This is a genomic window from Pseudomonas gorinensis, assembly GCF_042015035.1.
In the GTDB taxonomy this organism is placed as follows: Bacteria; Pseudomonadota; Gammaproteobacteria; order Pseudomonadales; family Pseudomonadaceae; genus Aquipseudomonas; species Aquipseudomonas gorinensis.
The window spans coordinates 6,709,731-6,730,003 of record NZ_CP167125.1 but is presented as its reverse complement, the minus strand read 5'-3'; the positions used below and the strand labels follow the sequence as shown (position 1 = coordinate 6,730,003).

The 20,273-nt window shown below is 61.6% G+C and carries 18 protein-coding genes; 7 read left to right on the top strand and 11 right to left on the bottom strand.

Translation table 11 applies throughout. The features are described 5' to 3' along the window. Positions 1-123: 123 nt before the first annotated feature. Positions 124-1,323: a formaldehyde dehydrogenase, glutathione-independent gene (fdhA, locus tag AB7933_RS30850; protein ID WP_017847873.1), complete on the top strand. Its 1,200-nt coding sequence runs from the start codon at positions 124-126 to the stop codon at positions 1,321-1,323. 75 nt (positions 1,324-1,398) lie between these two features. Here the strand turns inward: fdhA and AB7933_RS30845 are convergent, their stop codons facing one another. Continuing rightward, positions 1,399-1,857: an anti-sigma factor gene (locus AB7933_RS30845; protein WP_024077779.1), complete on the bottom strand. Its 459-nt coding sequence runs from the start codon at positions 1,855-1,857 to the stop codon at positions 1,399-1,401. Between the two features lie 136 nt (positions 1,858-1,993). Between AB7933_RS30845 and AB7933_RS30840 the strand changes: the two genes are divergently transcribed. Next, entirely contained in the window at positions 1,994-2,566 is a 573-nt protein-coding gene (locus AB7933_RS30840; RefSeq protein ID WP_024077778.1) for a DUF2780 domain-containing protein, read from the top strand. On the opposite strand, the gene AB7933_RS30835 is transcribed toward AB7933_RS30840, so the two are convergent. Beyond that, entirely contained in the window at positions 2,563-3,450 is an 888-nt protein-coding gene (locus AB7933_RS30835) for an acyltransferase (RefSeq protein ID WP_024077777.1), read from the bottom strand. The genes AB7933_RS30840 and AB7933_RS30835 overlap by 4 nt on opposite strands. Positions 3,451-3,623: 173 nt before the next feature. On the opposite strand from AB7933_RS30835, the gene AB7933_RS30830 reads away from it, so the two are divergent. From AB7933_RS30830 to creD, 4 genes are read left to right on the top strand one after another with little or no spacing between them, the layout of a single operon-like run. Next, on the top strand, positions 3,624-4,124 hold the full coding sequence (locus AB7933_RS30830; protein ID WP_024077776.1) for an ATP-dependent zinc protease: 501 nt from the start codon (positions 3,624-3,626) through the stop codon (positions 4,122-4,124). Positions 4,125-4,133: 9 nt separating this feature from the next. Further along, a complete protein-coding gene (gene creB, locus AB7933_RS30825) occupies positions 4,134-4,802 on the top strand; it encodes a two-component system response regulator CreB (RefSeq protein ID WP_024077775.1) in 669 nt (222 codons plus the stop codon). Next, on the top strand, positions 4,802-6,241 hold the full coding sequence (gene creC, locus AB7933_RS30820; protein ID WP_024077774.1) for a two-component system sensor histidine kinase CreC: 1,440 nt from the start codon (positions 4,802-4,804) through the stop codon (positions 6,239-6,241). The genes creB and creC overlap by 1 nt, the downstream gene beginning before the upstream one ends. A 52-nt stretch (positions 6,242-6,293) precedes the next feature. Further along, the gene (gene creD / locus AB7933_RS30815) at positions 6,294-7,667 is read left to right on the top strand and encodes a cell envelope integrity protein CreD (RefSeq protein WP_024077773.1); all 1,374 of its coding nucleotides are present in this window, start codon (positions 6,294-6,296) and stop codon (positions 7,665-7,667) included. A 292-nt stretch (positions 7,668-7,959) separates the two neighbouring features. Here creD and AB7933_RS30810 read toward each other — a convergent pair whose 3' ends face one another. From AB7933_RS30810 to AB7933_RS30775, 8 genes are all read right to left on the bottom strand, one after another. Beyond that, positions 7,960-8,589: a glutathione S-transferase gene (locus AB7933_RS30810; protein WP_024077771.1), complete on the bottom strand. Its 630-nt coding sequence runs from the start codon at positions 8,587-8,589 to the stop codon at positions 7,960-7,962. A gap of 95 nt (positions 8,590-8,684) precedes the next feature. Continuing rightward, a complete protein-coding gene (locus AB7933_RS30805) occupies positions 8,685-8,867 on the bottom strand; it encodes a hypothetical protein (RefSeq protein ID WP_024077770.1) in 183 nt (60 codons plus the stop codon). Continuing rightward, positions 8,864-9,967, bottom strand: a complete 1,104-nt coding sequence (locus tag AB7933_RS30800; RefSeq protein WP_024077769.1) for a PepSY-associated TM helix domain-containing protein — start codon at positions 9,965-9,967, stop codon at positions 8,864-8,866. Before AB7933_RS30800 ends, AB7933_RS30805 begins: the two co-directional genes overlap by 4 nt. 63 nt (positions 9,968-10,030) lie before the next feature. Beyond that, positions 10,031-12,460, bottom strand: coding sequence for a TonB-dependent siderophore receptor (locus AB7933_RS30795; protein ID WP_024077768.1), 2,430 nt, complete (start codon positions 12,458-12,460; stop codon positions 10,031-10,033). Positions 12,461-12,665: 205 nt separating this feature from the next. Continuing rightward, complete coding sequence (locus AB7933_RS30790; RefSeq protein WP_024077767.1) at positions 12,666-13,634, bottom strand: FecR domain-containing protein; 969 nt, start codon at positions 13,632-13,634, stop codon at positions 12,666-12,668. Then, on the bottom strand, positions 13,631-14,149 hold the full coding sequence (locus AB7933_RS30785) for an RNA polymerase sigma factor (RefSeq protein WP_041161036.1): 519 nt from the start codon (positions 14,147-14,149) through the stop codon (positions 13,631-13,633). The genes AB7933_RS30790 and AB7933_RS30785 overlap by 4 nt, the downstream gene beginning before the upstream one ends. Positions 14,150-14,247: 98 nt before the next feature. Further along, complete coding sequence (locus tag AB7933_RS30780; RefSeq protein WP_024077765.1) at positions 14,248-14,955, bottom strand: 3'-5' exonuclease; 708 nt, start codon at positions 14,953-14,955, stop codon at positions 14,248-14,250. Continuing rightward, entirely contained in the window at positions 14,952-16,874 is a 1,923-nt protein-coding gene (locus AB7933_RS30775) for a putative nucleotidyltransferase substrate binding domain-containing protein (RefSeq protein ID WP_041161311.1), read from the bottom strand. Before AB7933_RS30775 ends, AB7933_RS30780 begins: the two co-directional genes overlap by 4 nt. A gap of 245 nt (positions 16,875-17,119) precedes the next feature. Between AB7933_RS30775 and AB7933_RS30770 the strand changes: the two genes are divergently transcribed. Continuing rightward, entirely contained in the window at positions 17,120-17,566 is a 447-nt protein-coding gene (locus AB7933_RS30770) for a response regulator (protein ID WP_024077763.1), read from the top strand. 167 nt (positions 17,567-17,733) lie between these two features. On the opposite strand, the gene AB7933_RS30765 is transcribed toward AB7933_RS30770, so the two are convergent. Further along, positions 17,734-19,911: a malate synthase G gene (locus AB7933_RS30765; protein ID WP_024077762.1), complete on the bottom strand. Its 2,178-nt coding sequence runs from the start codon at positions 19,909-19,911 to the stop codon at positions 17,734-17,736. Positions 19,912-20,273: the final 362 nt, after the last annotated feature.

The following is a 20,273-nucleotide window of genomic DNA, read 5'->3' as shown; positions in this document are numbered from 1 at the left end:
GGGGCTTGCCCCCGATGAGGCCCTCACAAACAACACAAGAAACAGCATCTGTACCCGAGCACTCAACGCGCTGCCCACCCTACGGGCAACGCAGTTCCATAAAAACAACAGCGAGGTGAAAGCATGTCTGGTAATCGTGGTGTCGTGTATCTCGGCAACGGCAAGGTCGAAGTACAGAAAATCGACTATCCCAAAATGCAGGACCCCCGTGGCAGGAAGATTGAGCACGGCGTCATCCTGCGCGTGGTCTCCACCAACATCTGCGGCTCCGACCAACACATGGTGCGTGGCCGCACGACTGCCCAGACCGGCCTGGTGCTCGGTCACGAGATCACCGGTGAAGTGATCGAGAAGGGCAGTGACGTCGAAAACCTGAAGATCGGCGACCTGGTTTCCGTTCCCTTCAACGTCGCCTGCGGCCGCTGCCGCTCCTGCAAAGAACAACACACCGGTGTGTGCCTCACCGTCAACCCGGCCCGTGCCGGCGGCGCCTATGGCTACGTCGACATGGGCGACTGGACCGGTGGCCAGGCTGAATACGTACTGGTGCCCTACGCCGACTTCAACCTGCTGAAACTGCCGGACCGCGACAAGGCCATGGAGAAAATCCGCGACCTGACCTGCCTCTCCGACATCCTGCCCACCGGCTACCACGGCGCCGTCACCGCCGGCGTGGGTCCAGGCAGCACGGTGTACATCGCCGGTGCCGGTCCTGTCGGCTTGGCTGCCGCCGCCTCCGCGCGCCTGCTGGGGGCGGCGGTGGTGATTATCGGCGACGTCAACTCTATCCGCCTGGCCCACGCCAAGGCGCAGGGGTTTGAAGTGGTCGACCTGTCCACCGACACCCCGCTGCACGAACAGATCGCCGCCCTGCTGGGTGAGCCTGAAGTGGACTGTGCCGTTGACTGCGTGGGCTTCGAAGCCCGCGGCCACGGGCACGACGGCGTCAAGCACGAAGCCCCTGCCACGGTGCTCAACTCACTGATGGGCGTGGTGCGCGTGGCGGGCAAGATCGGCATTCCCGGTCTGTATGTCACCGAAGACCCAGGTGCTGTCGACGCTGCCGCAAAAATGGGCAGCCTAAGCATCCGCTTCGGTTTGGGCTGGGCCAAATCCCACAGCTTCCATACCGGCCAGACCCCGGTGATGAAGTACAACCGCCAGCTGATGCAGGCGATCATGTGGGACCGCATTCACATCGCCGACATCGTGGGGGTTGAAGTCATCAGCCTGGATGACGCCCCACGTGGGTATGGCGAGTTCGATGCGGGCGTGCCGAAGAAGTTTGTGATTGATCCGCATAAGTTGTTCAGCGCGGCGTAAATCCCAGGCATACGAAAACCCAAATGTGGGAGGGGGCTTGCTCCCTCCCACATTTGGGTTGTGGTGTTTGGGATCTCAACGGTTGGCCAAGGCACCTTGGTAGACGGTCGGCCCCGTCGGTTGCTTGCTCACCGAGCCCCCTTTGCTCTCCGCACTCACCATCAATTCCACGGGCTTGCTGATCGAGGCCTGCTGCCTTGGGTTCAAGCCGATGATGCCTTCGCCATCTTCCGGTAACAGCCCAAGTGACACGGGCTTGCCGCCATTGGGAATCGCCCACAGTTCCAGGCTCTGGTCCGGCGCGGGTGTGGTGATAGCGATGGGTTGCACTTCCAGGTAATCCTTGTGCGCCATGATCTGCGCCGCCGGCTGTTGGGTGGTGGTGATCAGGGTGGCGGTGGACTTGACGTTGTCCTGGGTGTAGAACGCGACGCCGAGGCCGGCGATCACGGCCACGCAGACGCCGATAAACAGGCGTGGACGGCTCCAGAAGGGTGGTTTTGGCTCAATCATGGGGGGGCGGGTCGCGCTCATGGAATTGTTCCTGACAGGTTTTGGAGTCATTTCATTGACTCTGCCCCAGCCATTGGGTTCCTGGGACGCCTCGGAACAATGTGCCGGATACCCAGTCAAACGCCTGCTTTTACCCCTACATCCAGAGGTTGTTTCGATGAAGATTTCACGCGGTTTCGCCCTTTCCTGCCTGATGAGCCTGGCCGCCGCCCCGGTGTTTGCCGCAGGGTTCAGCCTTGGCGACGCGGCCAATGCCATCTCCGGCATGCAAGGGGGTAACAACAAGGCCGCAGCCGCCGCACCGTCGTCCGAGACGGCGGACCTGCTGACCACGCTGACCTCGCAACTGAACATCACCCCCGAACAAGCCGTGGGCGGTACGGGCGCCATGCTGGGCCTGGCCAAGAACAAACTGAGCGGCAACGACTATTCGCAACTGGGTAACAGCGTGCCGGGCCTTGACCAACTGTCGGGCAACAATGCATTGGGCAGCCTCGGGGCCTTGAGCGGGATGCTCGGCCAGAACGGTGGCAGCAAGACCAGCGGCCTGGACGGCCTGCTGGGTAACGTGAAGAACACCAACGACCTGAATACCGCGTTCAGTGCCCTGGGCATGGACAGTGGCATGGTCGGCCAGTTTGCCCCGCTGATCCTGCAATACCTGGGCGGGCAGGGTGCCAACAGCTCGCTGCTGGGTAAACTGGCCCAGGCCTGGGGCACCGGTAGCTAAATACGCTCTGCGCGCAGTTGAGCGATGCGCGCATCCTTCTCCTTCCAGAGCTGGTTCACCCAGTTCTGGACGGTCTGGCGAAACGCTGGATCGTTCTCGTAATCCCCTTGCCACAACGCCGGGTCCAGCTCACGGGTGTGGATATCAATGATCACCTTCGGCACCGCGCCGCTGATCAAATCCCAGAACCCCGGAATCTTTTGCTGCGGGTAGACCACGGTTACGTCAAGCACCGCGTCCAATTGTTCACCCATGGCCGCCAGCACAAACGCTACGCCGCCCGCCTTGGGCTTGAGCAAGTGCGTGAATGGCGAATCCTGCTGCTTGCGTTTGGCCTCGCTGAACCGCGTGCCTTCCAGGTAATTGACCACCGTCACCGGCTGGCGCTTGAACAGCTCGCAGGCTTGCTGGGTGATCTTGAGGTCCTGGCCGGCCAGTTCCGGGTGCCTGGCCAGGAACGCCTTGGTGTAGCGCTTCATGAACGGGTAATCCAGCGCCCACCAGGCCAGGCCGAGGAAGGGTACCCAGATCAGCTCTTTTTTCAGGAAGAATTTGAAGAACGGCGTGCGGCGGTTGAGGGCCTGGATCAGCGCCGGGATGTCCACCCAGGATTGGTGGTTGCTGATCACCAGGTAGCTGGTGTTGCCGCGCAGTTCGTCGCCGCCGCGAATGTCCCACTGGGTGGGGATGCACAAGGAGAAAATAAGCTTGTCGATCTCGGCCCAGGTCTCTGCGATCCACATCACCGCCCATGAGGCATAGTCGCGAAACCGCCCTGGGGCCACCAGCTTGAGCAGGGCAAAGACCATCAGTGGGCCAAACAGCACCAAGGTGTTGAGCAATAGCAGCAGTGTGACCAAACAGCCGGTGAGCAGGCGGCGCATAAGTAACTCTTGGAATCTTGTGGGCGGGCCATCATAAGCAAGCTGAGTCTATAGGCCAAATCGCAAATGGCCGTACGAATGTTTCACAATGTGCCGGTTATGGTGGGTGTGACTAACTAAGTGCTGTCTTTGCGGTCTAGAATCCGCCTACTTCTTTCCGAGGAAATCACTTCGTGAAACTGCTTCTTGCCTCCCTCGCCCTGGCTGCCCTGCCTGTCATGGCCGCCGAGCCGACCCTTTACGGTCGCTACGAATACATCCAGTTGCCGGAGATCGGCGAAACCTTCAAGGCCAAGATGGACACCGGCGCGCTGACCGCCTCACTGTCGGCCCGGGACATTGAGACGTTTACCCGTGATGGCGACGACTGGGTGCGCTTCCGCCTCGGTGGTAAAGACGCCGGCAACAAAGTCTACGAGCACAAGGTGTCGCGCATCAGCAAGATCAAGAGCCGCGCCGACGAAGACGACGAAAAAGACGAAGCCACCGTGGCCAAGCGCCCGGTGATCGACCTGGAAATGTGCCTGGGTAACGTCAAGCGTACCGTCGAGGTCAACCTCACCGACCGCAGCAGCTTCAACTACCCGTTGCTGATCGGCGCCAAGGCCCTGCGTGAGTTCGGCGCGGCGGTCAACCCGGCCCGTCGTTACACGGCCGACAAACCGGACTGCTGATTTGAACCCATGCCCCACATCCTGATTGTCGAAGACGAAGCGGCGATAGCCGACACATTGATTTTCGCCCTGCAAGGCGAGGGTTTCACCACCACCTGGCTGAGCCTTGGCCAGGAGGCGTTGGCCCATCAACGCCAGACCCCGGCCGACCTGATCATTCTCGACATCGGCCTGCCGGACATCACCGGCTTTGAAACCTGCAAGCAATTGCGCCGTTTCAGTGAGGTGCCGGTGATGTTCCTCAGTGCACGGGATGGCGAGATCGATCGGGTGGTGGGGCTGGAGATCGGTGCCGACGATTATGTGGTCAAGCCGTTCAGCCCGCGGGAAGTGGCGGCGCGCGTACGGGCGATCCTCAAGCGTGTCGGCCCCGGCGTGGCGCCCGCTGTGTTCCAGGTCGACCTGGAGCGCATGCAGATCAGCTTTCGCGGCCATCCCTTGAGCCTGACGCGCCATGAGTTTCGCCTGCTGCAAAGCCTGCTGGAGCAACCTGAGCGCGTGTTCAGCCGCGAGCAACTGCTGGACGCGGTGGGCGTGCCCGCCGATGCCGGTTATGAGCGCAATATCGACAGCCATATCAAGAGCCTGCGCAGCAAATTACGCAGCGTGGCCGCCGATGCCGAGCCGATCCAGACCCATCGCGGCCTCGGCTACAGTTACAGCCCGAGCCACAGCTGATGCGCCTGGGGCTGCGGATTTTCCTGGTGTATGCGCTGTTCATCGGCCTGACCGGCTACTTCGTGCTCAATACGGTGATGAAGGAAATACGCCCCGGCGTGCGCCAGTCGACCGAAGAAACCCTGGTGGATACGGCCAACCTGCTGGCTGAAGTCCTGCGCGATGACGTCAGGAATGGCACCCTCGGCCAAAGCCACTGGCCGGAGCTGCTCAAGGCCTACGGCAACCGCCAGCCCGGCGCGACCATCTGGGGCCTGCCGAAAAACCAAGTCAACCATCGCATCTACGTGACGGACGCCCAGGGCAAGGTGTTGCTTGACTCCAGTGGCGAAGCGGTGGGCCAGGACTACTCCAAATGGAACGATGTGTACCTCACCCTGCGCGGTGAATACGGCGCGCGCTCCACCCGCAGCGAAGCCGACGACCCCACCTCCTCGGTGATGCACGTGGGGGCGCCGATTCGCGACAATGGCCAGATCATCGGCGTGGTCACCGTGGCCAAGCCCAACAGCTCATTGCAGCCGTATATCGACCGCACCGAGCGGCGCCTGCTCTGGTACGGCGCCGGGCTGGTCATCCTCGGCTTGCTGCTGGGCGCAGTGTTGTCGTGGTGGTTGAGCGTTGCCCTGCGGCGCCTGACCGCCTACGCCGAAGCCGTCAGCGAAGGCCGGCGTGCCGAGTTGCCGCATTACCGCGGCGGCGAGCTGAAGCAGTTATCCACTGCCGTGGAGCATATGCGTACGCAGTTGGAGGGCAAGGCGTACGTCGAGCATTACGTGCACACCCTGACCCACGAATTGAAAAGCCCATTGGCCGCAATTCGCGGCGCGGCGGAGCTGTTGCAGGGTGATATGACCCGTGAGCAGCAGCAGCGCTTCGTCGGCAATATCGACAGCGAAAGCGCGCGTTTGCAGCAGTTGATCGAGCGTCTGCTGAGCCTGGCGCAGGTGGAGCAGCGCCAGGGCCTGGAAGAACAGGTGAGCATCCCGCTGGCGGCCTTGGTCGATGCTGTACTCAACGCCCAATGTGCGCGAATTGAAGGCGCTGGGCTGCAAGTCGAACAGACGATTGCCGCCGATGTGCAGGTGTTCGGCGAGCCCTTCCTGCTGCGCCAGGCCCTGGGCAACCTGCTGGACAATGCCCTGGACTTCACCCCGCCTGGTGGCGTCTTGAGATTCAGCGCACACACCCGGCACAACGATGTACAGATCAGCCTGTTCAACCAGGCCGCGGCGATTCCCGACTACGCCTTGCCGCGCCTGAGCGAGCGTTTCTACTCGTTGCCGCGACCGGCCAGCGGGCGCAAGAGCACCGGCCTGGGTCTCAATTTTGTCGAGGAAGTGATGAAGCTGCACGGCGGCGCCTTGCAGATCGGCAATGTACCTGGCGGCGTGCAGGTGGTGCTGCATCTCCACACAGTCTCCACATTGCCCACATAAATCGCCCACATGGGCTGCGCAGACTCTCCCCATCAAAACAGGGAGAGACCCCATGAACCGCAGCCTGCTTTTCAAACTTGGCGCGATTGCGCTGCTGATCCTGCTGTTGCTGATTCCGTTGCTGATGATCAACGGCATCATCAGCGACCGCCAGCAACTGCGCGATGGTGTCCTGATGGACATCGCCCGCAGCTCCAGCTATGCCCAGCGCCTCACCGGCCCGGTGATGGTGGTGCCGTATCGCAAGACCGTGCGCGAGTGGAAGTTCAATGAAAAACTCAACAAGCGCTACGAGGTCACCCGTGAAGAGCGGGGTCGTCTGTATTTCCTGCCGGACCGTTTTGAGCTCGACGGCAAAGTGCAGACCGAACTGCGCGCACGGGGTATTTACCAGGCGCGGCTGTTCCATGCCGACAACCGTATCAGTGGGCGTTTCGAGCTGCCTGCACAGTTGGGTATCACCGAAGACTTCGCCGATTACCGTTTTGAAGCGGCGTTTCTGGCAGTGGGCATCAGCGACATTCGCGGCATCGAAAATGCGCTGAAGTTGGAGCTGGGCGGCCAGCGCCTGGAATTCGAACCGGGCTCCCTAGTGGACTGGCTGGGGGAGGGCGTGCATGTGACGTTGCCGGAGCAGGACAGTAAAAAGCCAGGTGTGATCGACTTTGCTTTCGACCTGCGCCTGCAAGGCACCGAGCAACTACAAGTGGTGCCGGTGGGCAAGACCAGCCAGGTGTCCCTGGCCTCCAACTGGCCGCACCCCAGCTTTATCGGCAACTTCCTGCCGGCCCAGCGCGAAGTGACTGACAACGGCTTCACGGCCAACTGGCAGACCTCCTTTTTTTCCACCAACCTCGAACAAGCCCTGCAAACCTGCCTGGACGGGCAGGGCTGCAACGACTTCAACAACCGCAGCTTTGGCGTGAACTTCATCGACCCGGTGGACCAGTACCTCAAGAGCGACCGCGCGATCAAATACGCGCTGCTGTTTATCGCCCTGACCTTTGCCGGTTTCTTCCTCTTCGAAGTGCTCAAGAGCCTGGCGGTGCACCCGATTCAATATGCATTGGTGGGTGTTGCCTTGGCATTTTTCTACTTGCTGCTGTTGTCATTGTCCGAGCACCTGGGCTTTGCCCTGGCGTACCTGATATCGGCAAGTGCCTGCGTGCTGTTGATCGGTTTCTACGTGTGCCATGTGCTGCGCAGCGTTGCCCATGGCATGGGGTTTTCGGCGGGGTTGGCGGCGTTGTATGGCTTGCTGTACGGGTTGTTGAGTGCCGAGGATTACGCGCTGCTGATGGGCTCGCTGCTGCTGTTCGGGCTGCTGGGTACGGTGATGGTGCTGACGCGCAAACTGGACTGGTATGGCGTGGGCAAGCGCAAGCCGGCCGAGCCGTTGACGTTCGACCTGGAGGCGGTGCAATGATCGGGTTGCGTGAGGACCAGCAAGTGAAGGTGCAGTTGGTGGCGAGGATAAACCAGCTATTTCCGGTTGCGGTGAACGGGGCTGTTGTGGCGAGCGGGCTTGCCCCGCGTTGGGCTGCGCAGCAGCCCCAATCAATCGGAATGCGGAGTATCAGGCACTCCTAAGCGGCTGGTTCTGGGGCTGCTGCGCAGCCCAACGCGGGGCAAGCCCGCTCGCCACAACAAGCCCGCTTGCCACAGTGAGCCCGCTTGCCACAACAGCCCCGCTCACCGCAGGGCTTTGTGACCGCGGATTAGACCGGTGGCTGAGTCTGGAGCATCGAAGGCCGTTGGCTGACTTCGGCGTACCAGGCGGCCAGCTTGGGGTTATCCGAGCGCCATTGCAGGTCCGGGTGGCGGAAGTCGAGGTAGCCCAGGGCGCAGGCCACGCTGATGGACGCAATGTCGAAGTGGCTGGCCAGTTCGGCGATGGCATCCTGCTCCAGTTCGGCGACGGCGCGGCGGATCTTGTTGCGCTGCTCGTCGAGCCACGGTGCCCAGTGTTTTTCCACTGGACGCAGGGCGGTCTCGTAACGCACCAGCACGGCGGCATCCATGATCCCGTCGGCCAGCGACGCCAGCGTCAGGCGGCGCCAGCGGGCCGAGCCGTCACGGGGGATCAGCGGGTTGCCGACATGCTGGTGGTCGAGGTAATCGAGGATCACCCGGCTGTCGTGCAGCACACTGCCGTCGGCCAGGCGCAGGGCCGGGATCTTGCCCACGGGGTTGCCTTGTACCACCTGCGCGTCAGGGGTGACCGGTGTCGGCATGCAGGCCTGCAACGCTACACGGTCCTGCTGGCCGGTCTCGATCAGCAACACGCGCACTTTGCGTACGAACGGGGAAGCGGGGTTATGGAACAAGGTCATGCTGGGAGCGGACATGGGCATTCCTCTGAATGGGCTGTGGCTAGCCTAGAGGGTTGCGCGGTGGCTGGCGAGGGGGAGTGTGACGATTCGACTTGCCCCCGATAGCGCACTCAGCCACGCCCCTTGAACAACGCCCAACTACCAATGGCAGCCGGTATGCCCAACCCCACCCAACTCAACGAATCCCATCCCCCATCCCCCAGCAACGCTGCAAATAACCCGGCGGCGCTGAGCAGGCCGATCCCCAGCGGAATGCCAAACACCTTCCAGAAACTCGACTGCCTTGGCTTCATGCCTTGCCTGCCTTGCGCCGCACGACCCACAGGTAAATGCCACTGCCCAGCACGATGAGGGTCAGCACATCCAACACCGCCCACAGGACCTTCATCGGCATGCCGCCATAGTCACCAAAGTGCAGGGGCTGGGACATGCCCATGGCGTCCATGTACCACGGCCGTGCGGCGATGGCGGTGACGGCCAGGGTGCTGGCGTCGATCAGTACCGGTGTGAGCAGGTGCGAGGTCAGGTGCGTGCTGCCCTTCATGAACACCGCGTAATGGTGCTCGCTGGAAAAGCGCGTGCCGGGGAAGGCGATAAAGTCCGGCTGCATGCCGGGTGCTGCCTCGGCGGCAATCTTCAGCAGCTCGGCGGCCGGTGCGCGTTGGGTCAGCGGCGGGGCGTTCTTGTAGGGTTCGATCATTGCGCTGAGGCTGTCGGTACGCCAGGCGGCGATGATCAAATCGGCACAGGCGCTGATCACCCCGGTCACGCCGACCACCAGCGCCCAGGTCAGGGTGACCACACCGATCAGGTTGTGCAGGTCAAGCCAACGCAGGCGCGTGGACTTGTCCTGGCGCACGGTGGCGAACTTCAAGCGGCGCATGAACGGCAGGTACAGCACCGTACCCGAGACGATGGCCACCACAAACAGCAGGCCCATGAACGCCAGCAGCCACTTGCCCGGCAGACCGGCGAACATATCCACATGCAAGCGCAGCAGGAACAGCGTCAGCCCGCCGTTCGCGGACGGCATCTCCACGGCTTCGCCGGTGCGCGCGTCGAGCATGAAGGTGTGGGATGAGTTGGGCTCGGTGCCGGCGGTGGCGGCCATGATCGCGATCACGCCGTTCTTGTCGTCTTCGTCCCAGGCCAGGTATTGCAGGGCTTCACCGGGGCGATGGGCCTGGGCCTTGGCCACCAGTTGTTCCAGGTTCAACTGCGGGGTGTCGACGGGCATCGCTTGCAGTTGCGGCTCATTGCCCAGCAGATGATCGATCTCATGGTGAAAGATCAGCGGCAGGCCGGTGAGGGCGAGCAGCAGCAGGAACACCGTACAGATCAGGCTGCTCCAGGTGTGGACGAAGGACCAGCGGCGGATGGTTTTGCTTTTCATGTGTATAGCCTTCAGACACACCCAGGCCGCCCACAGGGGCGGCCTGGGTGCTGACTCAGCTGATTACCACTGGTAGGTGGCACTGGCGACGACGCTGCGTTGGTCGCCGAAGTAGCAGTAGTTGCCGTCACAGGTCGACAGGTAGTCCTTGTTGAACAGGTTGGTGGCATTCAACTTCACTGACGCACCCTTCAGGCTGTTGTCGAGGCGGCCGAGGTCGTAATGCACCGCGCCGTCGAACACGGTGTAGGCGTTAGCCTTGCCCAGCCAGGTGTTGGCCTGGTCGCCATAGGTATTGCCGGTGTAGCGGGCGCCCAAGCCGATGCCGAAACCGTCCAGTACGCCGCTGTGCCAGGTGTAGTCAGTCCAGAGCGAGGCTTGTTGATCAGGCATCAATGTCAGGCGGTTGCCTTTGTAGATACCTTTTTGCACCTCCGACTTTGCCAAGGTGTAGGCGGCAATGACCTTGAGGTTTTCGCTCACGTCAGACACCGCTTCCAGCTCCAGGCCCTTGACCTTCACTTCACCGGTCTGGTCGTTGATTTGCTGGCCCCCCGCACCGAGGGTGGTCACCTGCACATTCTTTTGGGTCAGGTCGTAGACCGCCGCACTCAACAGCGTATTGGAGCCGGGCGGCTGGTACTTGACCCCCATTTCCCATTGCTTGCCTTCCGTTGGTTTGAATGTCTTGAGCGCGTTTGTATCTGCGTTGCTCGCCGGTTGGAATGACTCGGCGTACGACACGTAGGGGACGAACCCCGAGTCGAACACATAGCTGAGCGCCGCGTTGCCACTGAAGTGTTTGATGCGGTCGGTGTTGGTCGCATCGCTATCGTTGAAGTAGGTGGTGCCCTGATGCACCCAATCCTCACGCCCGCCCAAGGTCAGGCGCCACTTATCCAGGGCCATCTGGTCTTGCACGTAGAGGCCGGTTTGCACGGTTTTCTGGTTGTAGTCGTAAAACGGCCTGACATCTGTCGGGCGCAGGGTTGGCTGGGTGTTGACCGGGTTGAAAATGTTGATACCCGAGGCTGTGCCGTATATCGCGCGATAGGAGGTGTCGGTGCGCTGGTGATCCAGGCCCAGCAGCAGGGTATGGGTGATGTCGCCGGTGGCAAAGTCGGCCTGGAAATTGTTATCCACAGCGAACTGGCCAATGTTTTCGTCAACGTTGGTGGTCGAGCGGCTGATATTGCCCGCGGCATCAGCCGGGGAGAACGCGTAGGAACCGACGGTCAGTTGCTGGAACGACAACTCCGACTTGGTGTAGCGCAGGTTCTGCTTGAACTGCCAGGTATCGTTGAAACGATGCTCGAAGGCATAGCCCAGCGCGTAGTAGGTGCGGTCGTAGAACTCGTAGTCCGGGTCGCCCAGGTTTTTGTGGTGGGAGACCTCGCCCAGCGGCGATTTGATCTTGGTGCCCTGGATCGGCATGAACTGGCTGGTGGTGCCGGTATCGTCGCGAGTGAACTGCGACAACAGGGTCAGCTTGGTATCGGTATCGATGTTCCAGGTCAGGCTGGGCGCGATGTTGTAGCGCTTGTTGTCGATGTGATCGACCTGGGTGCCGGCATCGCGCACCACGCCGCTGAGGCCATAGAGGAACTGGCCTTCATCATCGATCTTGCCGGTGCTGGCGAAGTTGATCTGGCGGTAGTTGTCACTGCCGTATTGCAGTTGGATGGCATGGCTTGATTCTGCGCTGGGACGGCGGCTGACCATGTCCAGCAGGCCGCCCGGTGGGGTTTGGCCGTATACCGACGAGGCCGGGCCACGCAGCAATGCGAGGCGGTCGAGGTTCCAGGTTTCGGCTTTCGGGTTGGCGTACACGCCGCGCGGCAAGGGCAGCCCGTCGAGGAATTGCGTAGGTTCGAAGCCGCGTACGCGCATCCAGTCGTAGCGGGTGTCGCTGCCGTAGCTGGCGGACACAATACCGGGCATGTACTTGACCGCGTCATCCAGGTTCTGGACGTTGCGGTCCTGCATTTGCTCGCGGGTGGCAATGGAGATCGAGCGCGGTGCTTCGACCAGTGCGGTGTCGGTCTTGGTCCCGGCGGCGGTGCGAGTCGCGACGTAGCCGTCTACGGGGCCCCAGGCACTTTCCGCATCACCCTGGCCGGTGATGTTGGTCATCGGCAATGCCACCACACCCTCAGGAATCGCCACCAGGGTGTACGTGCCGGCACTGCTCTGCTCCAACTGCAACCCGGTCCCACGCAACGCTTCGCGCAACGCGCCCTGTGCATCGAACTGGCCTTTAACCGGCGCCGAGGTCTTGCCCGAGGCCAGCGTCGGGTTGAGGGTCAGCGCCAGGCCGGCCTGGCTGGCGATCTGGTTCAAGGTGCTGGCCAAGGGCGCGGCGGGCAGGTTGTAGGCACGCAGGCTGGAGGATTGTTCGGCGGCGATCAGCGCAGGGCTGGCCAGCGGTGTGCTGAGGGCAATGGCCACGGCTAACAGGCTGGGGCGCAACAAAGTGTCTAGCATGCGGGACATACGGCGGCTCCTGAATGGAAATATTTCTCAATTGCCTAGGTGCCGAACGAGAATCGAAAAGTGATAGGGCCGGGTGAAACTATTTTTTGCGGCGTGCTTGCGGGCCTCATCGGGAGCAAGCTCCCTCCCACATTTGAAGGCAATTTCCACATCAAAATGTGGGAGGGGGCTTGCCCCCGATAGCGATAGCCCAGCTACACAGAACCTAAGGCTTACCCGTGACCGTCACCCACCACGGCGTGTGTTGCTCGATCTGCACCGGCAAGGTCGGCAACAACGCGTTGAGCGCCAAGGTGGTGTCATGCAACGGGAAGCTGCCGGTGATGCGCAGGTCGGCCACGGATTTATCCACACCCAGGTGGCCGCGGCGATAACGGCTCAGTTCCGCCACCACATCTTCCAGGCGCGCGTTGTCGACCACCAGCATGCCGCGCGTCCAGGCGTCGGTGGCGGGGGGGACGGCCAGCAGCGGGCCGAGGCCGTCGCTGCGCATCAGTACTTGCTGGCCTTGCTTGAAAATCTGTTCCTGAGGCAATGCCTCGGGCTGGGCAGCGACCGCCGATTGCAGCACGCTCAGGCGTGTGGCGTGGTCTTCGCGCTTGACGATAAACCGCGTACCCAGCGCTCGCAGGTTGCCGTCGCGGGTTTGCACATAAAACGGACGCGCATCGTGGTGGCCGGTTTCGACGAGGATCTCGCCTTCCTGCAGCACGATCAGCCGGCGCTGTTCATCGAAACGCACGTCAATGGCGCTGTGGGTATTGAGGTTGATCAGCGTGCCGTCCGCCAGTTTCAGCGTGCGCTGTTCACCGGTGGCGGTGCGTTGGTCGGCCAGCCAATAGTGAATCGGCACGTAGCGTTCACCGGCAAACAAGGCCAGGCCGCACACCAGCGCAATACTCGCCAGGCCGCTGCCAAGCTTGCGGACGCGCTGGCGAATGCCCTCGCGCGATTGCAGCAACGCCGCCCGCGCCGGGCCCGAGGCCATGCTGAAACGCTGGTCAAGCATGCCCAGTTGGCGCCAGGCGCGCGCATGTTCTTCATCACTGGCCAGCCATTTGGCGAACTCTTCCTGCTCCACCGGGCTGCCGTCACCGGAGTCGAGGGACAGTTGCCAGGCAATCGCGGCATCCAGCACACGGGCCGAAACCGGTTTTGAACTGATCGCGCTCACAACGGCTCGCCATACAGGGCGATATAACACTGGCGAATGCCCTGGGCCAGGTACTGGCGCACCCGCGGTACCGACACACCAAGGCGCTGGGCGATTTCGGCGTGGCCGAGGCCGTCGAGGCGGTTATAGAGAAAGGCGGCGCGGGCTTTGCTCGACAGCTTGCCGAGCAGGCGGTCGATGGCCTTGAGGTCTTCGAGGATCAACTGCTGTGCTTCCGGCGAGGGGTGTTCGCTTTCCGGGATCAGCATCAGTTCGGTGAGGTAGGCCTGCTCCAGGGCGGCGCGCCGGAAGTAGTCGAACAGCAGGCCTTTGGCGATCGCCACCAGGAACGCCCGGGGCTCGCGGGGTTCACGCAACTCGGCACGGCACAGCAGGCGCATGAAGGTGTCCTGGCTCAGGTCTTCTGCGCGGCTCGGGCAGGCCACGTTACGGCGCAGCCAGGCCAGCAGCCAGCTGCGATGGTCGCGATACAACGCGCCAACAAGCTCACTGTGTGGGGACTGGACCGACGACAAGGCATCACCGAATAAACAAGTTTAAACTAACGAGAATTATTCGCGATTGTGTCAGAGGCGTGGGGCGGGCGCAATTGGTGTCTGTCGGGCGGTTGCTATTAAAACGATGGCGCTTGTTTACGACGTTTCCATTGGCTCAAACGCTCTTGCAATGCTTGGGGGGTGTCGATCTGCTGCTGGCGCGCGCGGCTGAACAGGATCAGCATCAGTTCCGCCGTGGCCAGGGCATCGGCACTGGCGTGGTGGCGTTCACCGACTTGCAGGTTGAAGTACTCGAGCCAGTGGTCCAACCCGGCTTCGCGTATGTTCGCCTCGGGGCACAGCAGTGGCGCGATGTCGGCCACGTCGAGAAACGGATGGGCCAGGCGGTAACCCAGGCTGTCCTTGAGCGCGCGGCCGAGCATGTGTTGGTCGAACGGTGCATGGAAGGCCAGCAGCGGGCTGTCACCGACGAACTCCATGAAATCCAGCAGCGCCTCCACCGGGTCGCTACCGGCGGCGATAGCGCTGGGGCCAAGGCCGTGGATCAGTACACTGGGGCTGAGCTTGGTCTCGGTGCGTTGCAGGGTGCGCTCGAACAGCTGGGAAAAATCCACCGCGCCGTCCTCGATCACCACGGCGCCGATCGACAGCACCAGGTCGCGGTTGAGGTTCAGGCCGCTGGTTTCCAGGTCGACCACCACCCAGCGCTGCTGACGCAGCGACACGTCGCCCAGCGGCGCCGGTTTGGGTAACTGTTCCAGGCGCCGCTGTTGCGCCGCGTCCAGTCCGGGTTTTGCCGCACGCAGCCAACCGAACAGGCTCACAGTTGATACCGCAAGGTCAGGCTGCTTTGCAGGCGCTGGGCCTGGCGCAGGGATTCGCGCAGGATACGTCGGTCCAGATGGTTGAGGCTGTCGGGGTCGACACGGTTGGAGTACGCCTGGTTTTCCCGGGTTTGCAACTGGTGCTGCTGCATGCGGGTTTGCTGGATAAAGTGGTATGCCTCTTCATAGGCGGCACCATCCAGTGGTTCAATCACGCCCTTGGCCACCAGCTGGCGCAGACGCTCCAGGGTGTTGATGGCGTGGACATCGTTGGCCAGGGCCAGTAGGCGCGCACCGTCGACAAACGGCGTGAGGCCCTGCACCTTGAGGTCCAGCGTGGCTTTCTCACCACCTTTGCGCGTCAGCACGAACTCGCGAAAACGTCCCACCGGCGGGCGTTGGCGCAAGGCGTTTTCGGCGAGCATGCGCTGGAACAGCCGGTTGTCCGCGACCTGGTCGAGAATGCCTTGGCGCAGTTGCTCACAGCCTTGCTCGTCGCCCCACACCACCCGCAGGTCGAAATAGATGCTCGAGCGCAACAGGTTCTCCGGCGTCGCCTCGCGGATAAACGCGGCAAACCGGCGTGCCCATTCGGCCCGCGATAGGCACAGCTCCGGGTTGCCGGCCATGATATTGCCCTTGCACAGGCTGAAGCCACACAGCGCCAGGCTCTGGTTGATCTGCTGCGCCAGCGGCAACAAGCGGCCACGAATCTCCGCGGCTTCGGCGGCGTCCTTGGCGTCGAACAGAATGCCGTTGTCCTGGTCGGTGTACAGCGTCTGCTCGCGACGGCCTTCACTGCCGAAACACAGCCAACTGAATGGCACGCCGGGGTCGCCTTTTTCGGCGAGGGTCAGCTCGATTACCCGGCACACGGTGTGATCGTTAAGCAGGGTAATGATGTGGGTGATCTGGGTGGATGATGCCCCATGGGCCAGCATGCGTTCCACCAACTGGCCGATCTCGCCGCGTATCGCCACCAGGTTCTCCACCCGGGGCGCGTTACGAATGGTGCGGGCCAGGTGGACCAGGTCGACACGTTGCAGGGAAAACAGATCGCGCTCGGACACCACCCCACACAGGCGCTGGTCTTTCACCAGGCACACATGGGCGATATGCCGCTCGGTCATGGCGATGGCGGCGTCGAAGGCGCTATGGTCCGGGGTCAAGAAGAACGGCGCCTGGGTCATAGACCCTTTGATGCCCTGGGTGAAGTCGCTGGTGCCGTCGGCCACCACCTGGCGCAGGTCACGCAGGGTGAAAATCCCCAAGGGCGCCTTGTGCTCGTCGACGATCACGATGCTGCCGACCTGTTGCTCATGCATCAGCGTCACCGCTTCGCGTAGCGGTGTGTCGGGGCTGCACGTGACCGGATGGCGCATGGCCAATTCGCCCAGGCGGGTGTTCAGGGAATATTGGGTGCCGAGGGTTTCCACGGCTTTTTGCTGCACTTGCTGGTTGACCTGGTCCAGCAGGCTGCTGACGCCGCGCAGGGCAAAGTCGCGAAACGGGCTGGACAGCGCGAACAGTTTGATAAAAGCCGGTTTGTTCAGTTGCAGGCAGAAGGTGTCTTCGGCCGCCTTGTGCTCGGTGCGGGTCGCTCGTTCGCCAAGCAGTGCGGCGAGGGGGAAGCACTCGCCAGTGGTGATTTCGAAGGTGGTTTCGGCCGAGTCGGGCCTTTCGCCGACCACCCGGCCCTGTTTGACAATATAGAAGTGCTCGACCGGCCCACCCGACGGTTTGAGGATGCTCTCGCCGGGGGCGTAGAAGCGCAATTGGCACTGTTCCACCAGAAATGCCAGGTGGGCGTTTTCCATCTGGTTGAACGGCGGGAAGCGTTGCAGGAACTGCAGGGTGCCGTGGATATTCTGCAATACCGCTGTTTTTCCTGCCTGGGCGAAAGCATCAGCTTTACTCATAACCATGACCGCAATTTTTTTGTCGTTATCGTCCTGCATGGTCGACTCCTGCGCGGCGGGTGCCCATTGGACGTAAGTCTAGGTCGACCAACGAGGTGTAAATCTAGGGAAAAACCTTACATGGCTATCGTCCAAACCCCGTAGAACACCCACTAGGCAAACTTTCCGACGAAGTGCACATTGATCGCCCTTCCGCAGATGTCTGACGAGTGTGCTGGGAGTTGAATAGAACTGCTGAGAAACGTATGTCCGACCACGATATTTTGAGCGATGCCGAGCGCGAGGCGCTGAGCGCCGTGATGCTGGAGCCTGATTTACCGCCACAACGCGTGTTGATTGTTGACGACGACAAGGACGCGCGGGAATTGTTGGCGGAGATCCTGAGGCTGGATGATATTGGCTGCATGACCGCTGACAGCGGTGAGGCGGCGTGGGACTTGTTGAGCTCCAGCAGCTCCATCGGCTTGTTGATCACTGACCTGCGCATGGAGCCCAGCAGTGGCTTGGAACTGATCCGCAAGGTACGTGGATCCACTCGCGCGGCATTGCCGATCATCATCATGTCGGGGGACGCGGACGCCAAGGACGTGATTGATGCTATGCATGATGGTGTATTGGACTTCCTGCTCAAACCGATCGATAGCGTGAAGTTGGCGAAGATGGTCAAGCGTGAGCTGGGGATGACGCAGTAAAGCCCGTTGAAACAAAAAAAGCCCTGATCGCGAGATCAGGGCTTTCTTTTACCTGTAGGAGCGAGCTTGCTCGCGAAAACCGTGAACGAAAACGCAGTGTTACCAGATAGCCCGCGTTGCCTGTTGGTTCTTCGCGAGCAAGCTCGCTCCTACAGGGGCCGCGTTGGTTACAGGCCGTTTTTGGCCTTGAACTCCCGACGCTTGCGGTGCAATACCGGCTCGGTATAACCATTCGGTTGCTTGGTCCCTTCAATCACCAATTCCACCGCCGCCTGGAACGCGATATTGCTATCGAAATCCGGCGCCAGCGGACGGTACAACGCATCCCCGGCATTCTGACGGTCCACCACCGGCGCCATGCGCTTGAGGCTTTCCATCACCTGGTCCTGAGTCACAACGCCGTGGCGCAGCCAGTTGGCGATGTGCTGGCTGGAGATGCGCAGGGTGGCGCGGTCTTCCATCAGGCCGATGTCGTTGATGTCCGGCACTTTGGAGCAGCCAACGCCTTGGTCGATCCAGCGGACGACGTAGCCGAGGATGCCCTGGGCGTTGTTATCCAGTTCGTTGCGGATCTCTTCCTCGGACCAATCGGTGTTCTTGGCCAGGGGAATGGTCAGGATATCGTCCACCGACGCGCGTTCGCGCTTGGCCAGTTCGGCCTGGCGCGCGAACACGTCGACCTTGTGGTAGTGCAGCGCGTGCAGCGCCGCAGCGGTAGGCGATGGGACCCAGGCGGTGTTGGCGCCGGCCAACGGGTGGGCGATTTTCTGTTCGAGCATCGCCGCCATCAGGTCGGGCATTGCCCACATGCCTTTACCGATCTGTGCACGACCTTGCAGGCCGGTGCTCAAGCCGATATCGACGTTCCAGTTTTCATAGGCGCCGATCCACTTTTCGGTTTTCATGGCAGCCTTGCGCACCATCGCACCGGCCTCCATGGAGGTGTGGATTTCGTCGCCGGTACGGTCGAGGAAGCCGGTGTTGATAAACACCACGCGCTCGCTGGCGGCCTTGATACAGGCCTTGAGGTTGACCGTGGTGCGGCGCTCCTCGTCCATGATCCCGACTTTGAGGGTATTGCGCGGCAGGTTCAGCACGTCTTCGATGCGACCGAACAGCTCGTTGGTGAACGCGGCTTCTTCCGGGCCGTGCATCTTCGGCTTCACGATGTATACCGAACCGGTACGGCTGTTCTTGCGGCTGCTGTTGCCGTTGAGGCTATGGATCGCCGCCAGGCTGGTCAGCAGGCCGTCGAGGATACCTTCCGGTACTTCGTTGCCCGCTTTGTCGAGGATCGCGTCGATGGTCATCAGGTGACCCACGTTGCGCACGAACAGCAGCGAACGGCCGTGCAGCGTCACATCCTGGCCATCCACGCCGGTGTAGACGCGGTCGGGGTTCATGGTGCGGGTGAAGGTCTTGCCACCCTTGGCCACTTCCTCGGCCAAGTCACCCTTCATCAGGCCGAGCCAGTTGCGGTAGATCACCACTTTGTCGTCGGCATCGACGGCGGCGACGGAGTCTTCGCAGTCCATGATGGTGGTCAGCGCGGCTTCCATCAGGACGTCTTTGACGCCGGCAGCGTCGGTCTGGCCGACTGGGGTGCTGGCGTCGATCTGGATTTCGAAGTGCAGGCCGTTGTGTTTCAGCAGGATCGCAATCGGCTGGGCCGCGGGGCCCTGGAAGCCGATCAACTGCGCGTCGTCGCGCAGGCCGCTGTTACTGCCGCCCTTGAGGCTGACAATCAGCTTGCCATCAGCGATTTTATAGCCGGTGGAGTCGACATGGCTGCCGGCGCTGAGCGGCGCAGCCTCGTCGAGGAAGGCGCGCGCGAAGGCGATGACCTTGTCGCCGCGCACCTTGTTGTAGCCCTTGCCCTTTTCGGCGCCGTCGGCTTCGCTGATGGCATCGGTGCCATACAGCGCGTCATACAGCGAGCCCCAGCGTGCATTGGAGGCGTTGAGGGCGAAACGGGCGTTCATCACCGGCACCACCAGCTGCGGGCCGGCCATGCGGGCGATTTCGTCGTCGACGTTTTGGGTCGAGGCCTGGAAGTCTGCGGCTTCTGGCAGCAGGTATCCGATATCTTGCAGGAAGGCCTTGTAGGCCACCGGGTCATGGGCCTGGCCGGCGTGGGTCTGGTGCCAGGTGTCGATCCGCGCTTGGAAATCGTCGCGTTTGGCGAGTAGGGCTTTGTTCTTCGGTGCCAGGTCGTGGATGACCTTGTCGGCGCCGGCCCAGAACTGGTCGGCAGTGATGCCGGTACCGGGAATGGCTTCGTTGTTCACGAAGTCGAACAGGACTTTGGCGACCTGCAGGCCACCGACTTGAACGTGTTCAGTCATTGCTTGCCTCACTCTGCGGAGCTTATGCGCTTTTCAGCTTTTCAATTTACCAATGAAGCCTCTGGCCATTTAAACCACGAACCCGATCCCCCAGTACATGCCGTCGAGGCGGCTGGGCTGGCGGGTTATCGTGATACGTTGGCGCCTTGGCAGACATCGACCTAACGTTATGTAGTGCGCGACTGGGCATACTACATGATGATTTGCGGTTGTGAAAATTAGACTAAATACGTCGTTTAGCGACCCACTTTGGTCGTACGGTCACAGTGGGGTATGGGATGTTCTCAAAAAACCATGAGATTGTTCCATATAAATATAAAAATGGTACACGATTTGTTTTCATGGGCTGCGGCGTCCACCTT

Bases quoted from the DNA above. Each gene is read 5' to 3' on its own strand.
- fdhA (WP_017847873.1), top strand. From the start codon at position 124: ATGTCTGGTAATCGTGGTGTCGTGTATCTCGGCAACGGCAAGGTCGAA.
- AB7933_RS30845 (WP_024077779.1), bottom strand. From the start codon at position 1,857: ATGAGCGCGACCCGCCCCCCCATGATTGAGCCAAAACCACCCTTCTGG.
- AB7933_RS30840 (WP_024077778.1), top strand. From the start codon at position 1,994: ATGAAGATTTCACGCGGTTTCGCCCTTTCCTGCCTGATGAGCCTGGCC.
- AB7933_RS30835 (WP_024077777.1), bottom strand. From the start codon at position 3,450: ATGCGCCGCCTGCTCACCGGCTGTTTGGTCACACTGCTGCTATTGCTC.
- creB (WP_024077775.1), top strand. From the start codon at position 4,134: ATGCCCCACATCCTGATTGTCGAAGACGAAGCGGCGATAGCCGACACA.
- creC (WP_024077774.1), top strand. From the start codon at position 4,802: ATGCGCCTGGGGCTGCGGATTTTCCTGGTGTATGCGCTGTTCATCGGC.
- creD (WP_024077773.1), top strand. From the start codon at position 6,294: ATGAACCGCAGCCTGCTTTTCAAACTTGGCGCGATTGCGCTGCTGATC.
- AB7933_RS30810 (WP_024077771.1), bottom strand. From the start codon at position 8,589: ATGTCCGCTCCCAGCATGACCTTGTTCCATAACCCCGCTTCCCCGTTC.
- AB7933_RS30805 (WP_024077770.1), bottom strand. From the start codon at position 8,867: ATGAAGCCAAGGCAGTCGAGTTTCTGGAAGGTGTTTGGCATTCCGCTG.
- AB7933_RS30800 (WP_024077769.1), bottom strand. From the start codon at position 9,967: ATGAAAAGCAAAACCATCCGCCGCTGGTCCTTCGTCCACACCTGGAGC.
- AB7933_RS30795 (WP_024077768.1), bottom strand. From the start codon at position 12,460: ATGTCCCGCATGCTAGACACTTTGTTGCGCCCCAGCCTGTTAGCCGTG.
- AB7933_RS30775 (WP_041161311.1), bottom strand. From the start codon at position 16,874: ATGAGTAAAGCTGATGCTTTCGCCCAGGCAGGAAAAACAGCGGTATTG.
- AB7933_RS30770 (WP_024077763.1), top strand. From the start codon at position 17,120: ATGTCCGACCACGATATTTTGAGCGATGCCGAGCGCGAGGCGCTGAGC.
- AB7933_RS30765 (WP_024077762.1), bottom strand. From the start codon at position 19,911: ATGACTGAACACGTTCAAGTCGGTGGCCTGCAGGTCGCCAAAGTCCTG.